Source organism: Paenochrobactrum gallinarii, assembly GCF_014205685.1.
GTDB classification, from domain to species: domain Bacteria; phylum Pseudomonadota; class Alphaproteobacteria; order Rhizobiales; family Rhizobiaceae; genus Paenochrobactrum; species Paenochrobactrum gallinarii.
In genome coordinates, this window is record NZ_JACIIU010000050.1 from 1 (window position 1) to 5,490 (window position 5,490).

General features: G+C 43.4%; 7 protein-coding genes and 1 pseudogene. 2 read left to right on the forward strand and 6 right to left on the reverse strand.

Features of this window, described 5'->3' with window-relative positions:
- Window positions 1–342, forward strand: a 342-nt coding sequence (locus FHS77_RS15490) for an integrase core domain-containing protein (protein ID WP_184224825.1), incomplete at its 5' end; no start/stop codon positions are given.
- A 51-nt stretch (window positions 343–393) separates the two neighbouring features.
- Here the strand turns inward: FHS77_RS15490 and FHS77_RS15495 are convergent.
- The 4 genes from FHS77_RS15495 to FHS77_RS15510 all read right to left on the reverse strand — a co-directional run bounded on the left by FHS77_RS15495 (window position 394) and on the right by FHS77_RS15510 (window position 3,548).
- A complete protein-coding gene (locus tag FHS77_RS15495; RefSeq protein WP_184224826.1) occupies window positions 394–735 on the reverse strand; it encodes a hypothetical protein in 342 nt (113 codons plus the stop codon).
- A gap of 42 nt (window positions 736–777) precedes the next feature.
- Window positions 778–1,731 carry a hypothetical protein gene (locus FHS77_RS15500; RefSeq protein WP_184224827.1) on the reverse strand — a complete coding sequence of 318 codons (954 nt, stop codon included), beginning with the start codon at window positions 1,729–1,731 and terminating at the stop codon, window positions 778–780.
- A gap of 49 nt (window positions 1,732–1,780) precedes the next feature.
- Window positions 1,781–3,001 carry a DNA (cytosine-5-)-methyltransferase gene (gene dcm, locus FHS77_RS15505; protein ID WP_184224828.1) on the reverse strand — a complete coding sequence of 407 codons (1,221 nt, stop codon included), beginning with the start codon at window positions 2,999–3,001 and terminating at the stop codon, window positions 1,781–1,783.
- A 223-nt stretch (window positions 3,002–3,224) separates the two neighbouring features.
- A complete protein-coding gene (locus FHS77_RS15510; RefSeq protein WP_184224829.1) occupies window positions 3,225–3,548 on the reverse strand; it encodes a DUF6634 family protein in 324 nt (107 codons plus the stop codon).
- Between the two features lie 123 nt (window positions 3,549–3,671).
- Here FHS77_RS15510 and FHS77_RS15515 point away from each other — a divergent pair.
- Window positions 3,672–4,019 (forward strand): annotated as a pseudogene (locus FHS77_RS15515) (IS66 family transposase); the annotation flags it as partial.
- Between the two features lie 94 nt (window positions 4,020–4,113).
- Here the strand turns inward: FHS77_RS15515 and FHS77_RS15520 are convergent.
- Entirely contained in the window at window positions 4,114–4,467 is a 354-nt protein-coding gene (locus FHS77_RS15520; protein ID WP_184224830.1) for a DUF6634 family protein, read from the reverse strand.
- A gap of 154 nt (window positions 4,468–4,621) precedes the next feature.
- Window positions 4,622–5,350 (reverse strand): hypothetical protein, encoded by a 729-nt coding sequence (locus FHS77_RS15525; protein ID WP_184224831.1) that lies wholly within the window; start codon window positions 5,348–5,350, stop codon window positions 4,622–4,624.
- Window positions 5,351–5,490: the final 140 nt, after the last annotated feature.

A 5,490-nucleotide genomic window follows, 5' to 3' on the forward strand; every position in this document is an offset into this window, starting at 1 on the left:
GATTACCTGATCAGTCAACTCGGCAAGCCACGAACGATAGTTTCTGACAACGGGACAGAAATGACCAGTCATGCCATTCTCAAGTGGTGTCAGGAAACAGGCATTGAATGGCACTACATCGCGCCGGGCAAACCAATGCAAAATGGCTTTGTCGAAAGTTTCAACGGTAGTTTCCGCGATGAATGCCTAAACGAGACCTTGTTCTCATCGCTTGCTCAGGCGCGCACTGAGATCAAAGCATGGAAGGATGATTATAACAAAAACAGACCGCACTCTTCACTCGGCAATGCTACGCCGAATGAGTTCGCCATAAAAATGGCTCTAGAAAAACGGGCCGCTTAAGGCCAATGTTAAAATCTAAGACTCTCCTGAAAAATGGAGGAGTGTTGGGGCTCAGGTCAATATGAACCATATTTCGCCAGTTTTAGGTTTGAATTTTGCTTTTTTTAAATATATCCGTACTTCATTTTTCATAGGTTTCGGAAAAACTATGTTTAGTGTAATCACTTCCCCACTTGGAAATAGATTGAATTCTTTATTTGCAAGTTTTTTATTATTTTTGGCTCGGCCCTTGTGAATATTTTCTTCACCAAAGTGCTCAAGCGCTATGGTTTTTTCTTTTCCTGTAATCGTAATTTGCGAGTCAATCTTACTCTCACGTTCCGTTACTACAGAGTAAGCTCCTTCTTGTGCATTGAAGTGATTTAGCTGAACTTCATTGAACTCTTTTGACATTCAGGCGACCCCAAAATTCAGAGCGTGATAATTATCTGGAATTTAAAAACCGATTGTGGTTCGCTTTTTTAGATTCTTTTCAGAAAGCAGCTCTCCAATATCGTTCGGAATATCGGAAAGCTTTCTTAAAAAGGGTTTGCCGTTAATATTAACTGGTAATGGTAAATTCTTGGCCGTGAAGTGATCAATGGCCAGTTCGTAGGTTGAGGTTGTCGCATCAACCTGTGCTTTTGTAATTGGAATATCTGGAATGTACATCGCTAGAAATCCCACTTTTTGGAAGTTTCGTATTCTGGCGGAGCTGGTGAATTCATTGTGGTCGGTGAAAGACCCTACTCCAATTATATCGGTGCTAAAACCCGATGCGAGAAGGCGCTCTCTGGCGAAATTGGATTTAACAGAAAGCCATAAATTATTAGGCAAGGCCATTAAGACAAAATCGCCATATGATTGGATTTCTGTGTTGGTATTCTTGAAAAATTGAGTTTCGTCTATGAAACTTTCAAGCGCCGTTTCGAGAAGTCTTTCTGATATAGTGCCGAGGGTGGATACACCTGACTGACGCTCGGCTATCTTTTGATCTCTTGTCCAGCGCACTCTGTTCCAGTCATCTATGATTTTTTTGATGGAAATGAAGTTTGCTGCGGAGCATTTAGCGCCTACTATGTATTCGGCATGCGCTATTATGATGTCGCTGGAAACGGTAATATTTTCAAACACCCCTGAGAATACAGGGTATCTGAGAAAAAACGGATACAGTGTTTTGGAAATAGGGTTTTTTTGAACTTTGATTTGTTCGTTAAGCGCCAGTTGTTCAGGCGTTACATTGAAATTATTTTGTATGAAATTATCAAAGTCAATATGTGGTAGCAGTGTGCTGCCGTCAAATTGCACATAAAACGTTTCATAAATTATACGATAATAATCGTTCTCAAATTCTAGTGTATCAGGCGCAGCTAGATCAAAAGTTGTACCGTTATATGTGCAAGATTTCATGGTAATCCCTCAGAATCGTATTCTGAGGGATTATAGCTATTATAAAAACTTATTCTTGAAGGATTTTGTATAATTTCTGAGCAATAGCCCTTATAACAGGGACAGAAACAGAGTTTCCGAACTGTTTATAAAGCTGTGCGTCAGAAACTGCACTTAGATCATAGTTTTCCGGAAAGCCTTGAATACGAACGCACTCCTTTGGTGTTAGTTTTCTCGGGTTTTTCCCTATGTCTGACTGATCAATCAGGATCTCGCTACCGTCCTTGTAGTAACGTGCACTAATCGTATTGCAGTATGGGCTTTCTTTGGTGAAGAGGCTAAAGCCAAAACCATTGCCTTTGGCTTTATGTTCTTCTTTGCGTCGTTTATGTCCTGCGTAAAGGCGGTCAGAGATCGTATATTTGGGATCTACACTTCTGTTATCTTCCAAAACTGATCCAAGCTTAGCAGTACCTGGTTTATTAAGGCTGCTGAAAAAGTGTTTCAGGTCGATATCCGGCAATTTATCGCGATTGAAGCCGACGATATAAATACGCTCACGATTTTGCGGAACACCAAAATCAGCAGCTCGCAGAACTTCATAGCTGACTTCGTAGTTTAAACTCTGTGAGAGGCTGGCACGGGCTTCTTCTGACATAGGAATATCATCGGGTAAATTCGTGACCGTTCGGCCGCTGAGAATGTCTAAAATGGTTTTTAGTGTCCGTCCCTTGTCATGACCACGTAACTGCTTTACGTTTTCAAGCAGGAATGCAGCAGGCCGACGGGCAGCAAGGATGCGTTGGATTTCAAAGAACATAGTTCCGCGAGTATCGGAGAATCCCTGTCTTAATCCGGCTTGTGAAAATGCTTGGCAGGGGAAGCCGGCTAATAACACATCATGTTCCGGGATATCACGAGCGGGAATCTGGGTAATGTCTCCGCTTGGCTTCTCACCAAAGTTTGCCTGATAGGTTTTTTGAGCAAATTTATCCCATTCTGATGTAAAAACGCATTCACCGCCCAATTCCTGAAACGGCAGCCGGATACCACCGATACCTGCAAATAAGTCAATAAATTTAAACGTCGGATTATCGGAAGAAGGGAAGCGTGGGGAGCTAGTCAATTTCTTTATTTCCAAAAGCATATGTGTATTAGGGACATGTTCGCCGTTCTCCCATCCGCGAATGGTTCTCTCACCATTCTCTTCGAGGCCGAGGCGTACAGCCAATTCTTTTTGTGTTAATTGCAGTGCTTCACGCTTTGTTCTGATTGTGGTTGATGCAGACATGAATCGCTCCGATATTTGGTTATCTTAAATTAGGAGTTTCGCCGGGTCAATAACAGGATACGATAGGAGGTGGTTATCGCTTCGAAAATTATGTGTGTGAAAGTGATTTGTTATTACACTCGGGATGGCGTTAATGATGAAGAAAATTTCGCGTAACCAAGACAGATGATTTCCGCCTTGGTCATGTTTGTTACGATAGAGCGACGGTTTTTAAACGGTTAGATTAGCGCACAAGCGGTTTGCCCAATTTGTAAAAGCGGCTCAGTGTGCGTGCCCAACCTTCGTCTTTGTTAAGCAGCCAGAGTTGTGAAGTGATGCCGTTGGGAATGAGTTCCCCCAGTATAGGGTGATGATAGAAGCTTCCCGTAAGGCAAGGCGTGTTACGTTCTGACATGCTCCAGTGGTCTATGACAGGAGATTGTTCCAGAACCTCTTTTGTCGGTCCGTTCCTATCAAGAAATGCTTCCATATCCTCTACGAGCGCTTTCAGAAGACGAATATTATTTCGGATAGAGGCTTCATTAAATTTGCCGTTCTGGACTATCATAGGTTGTTCCTGATTTTTGAATAAGCAAGGTCATTCACTCCTGTAGTGACAGGAGTGCTGGCTTCGATTGAAAAGATAAAAATGCTGATTGAAGCAGCAGGCGTTAGCGCGGCTTTATGGAGTAAGGTCTCCGGTAAGTCCAAAACGGCCGAAGCAATCCGCTACGCACTCACCCGGCGCGAAGCGCTGCAGCGGTTCCTTACGGATGGCCGGATCGAAATCGATAGCAACATTGTCGAGCGTGCCATCAGACCACAGCCAATTACAAGGAAAAACAGCCTGTTTGCCGGAAGTGAGGGCGGCGGTCGGACTTGGGCCACACTGGCAACGCTTCTCCAGACATGCAAAATGAACGATGTCGATCCGCTTAACTGGCTATCCCAAACCTTAAGCCACATCGCTCAAGGATGGCCTGTAACAGAAATCGAAGATCTCATGCCTTGGAACTTCAAGTCCAACGCCATCAGCTGACCGCTTACGTTTGTTCTCCTCATAACCAAGGCAGAGATAGTTTCTGCCTTGGCCACGTAAGTTACGAGAGGTTGATGCGTTCTGATCATTTAGACTAGCGGGAAAGTGGCTGCCCTAATCTGTAAAATCTGCTCAGAGTTCGGGCCCAGCCTTCATCTTTATTCATCAGCCACAATTGGGATGTAATACCGTTTGGTATAATGTCACCAAGCAGCGGATGAGAGTGAAGGGTGCCAACAAGGCATGGGCCGTAACGCTCTGAATGCCGCCAGTTCTCTATAACAGGAGATTGAGCAAGGACCTCTTCTGTCGGTCCGTGCCCATTCAGAAATGCTTCCATGTCCTGGGCAAGTGTCTTGAGGAGCATCATATTGTTACGGATTGAAGCCTCATCATATTTACCGTTTTGAATAATCATGTTTTTCCTTTTTTGAATACGCAAAGTCATTCGCTTCTCATGTTAAAAAGAAGCGCTTGGGTTATTTGAATTTAGGAGACGGATGGTTGTTGCCTGTGTGCTATAGGCAGCTTAACTGTCTATGAGCTGTGTAAACCCATCCATTGTTAAAAATCGAATGAGCGTCGGAGCCAAAGTTGGTGGGCTATTCGGGTATCAATACCGTTAGCTCGGTGTTGAAATCATTCTGATAGGAAGACTGTACGATTTTATGGATTTCTGCAGTTAATTGCTGGCGAAGTTTTTCCTCATTGAGTCCGGTCGGATTGTTCAGCATGACATTAAGTTCTTCCAATGCAGCTTCACGCCATGCCGCAATTTTTTGTGCAGTTCCAGTTTTACCGGTGAGTTGATCTGCATCATTTAAAGCCCAAACAGCGATGTCTTTCCGGCTATGCTTCAGCAGTGGATCAAGACAGGCAACCTCGATAGATTTGATGTCTTTGTCATAATATTGTTTGATCAGCGACACCAATTGCTGTGCTGCAGGTCGTGATTGCTCTTTCCATTTATTCAAAACCTCAGTTTGTTCTGCTAAGCCATATCCCATATGAAGCCAGAGGATTTTTTCACTATCATGATCGTAATGAAGCAGGTCAAAGGTATATTGCTGATTTACGAGAAGTTCTTTAACCCCTTGTATTTCTCGATTAATATCAAATTCTCTTAGCGCTGTTCTGTATTCTGAGAGTGCTTCAAACTCTGGCATAATAATCGGGAATTTTGTAACTTGGCTTGTCTTTTCTGACGGTGAAGGTGGGGGAGATAGGGCTTCTACAAGCAGGCTGATGATTGCTTCACCTTGATAGAGCGGAGCAAGTTCAAGTAATGTACGCCTTGCAATAGCTTTAGCTTTTGATGGATTATTGCTCATTTCGATGGACAGGCATATGTCAGCATGACGCGACAATATATTCACTGTTGATTACCACTGAGAACTGACCCGGTTTTTCCACCGAGACTTGACCCGCCTTTTAATTAATGTTCATTTTTTTAGTTACGGTCAAGGTTGCT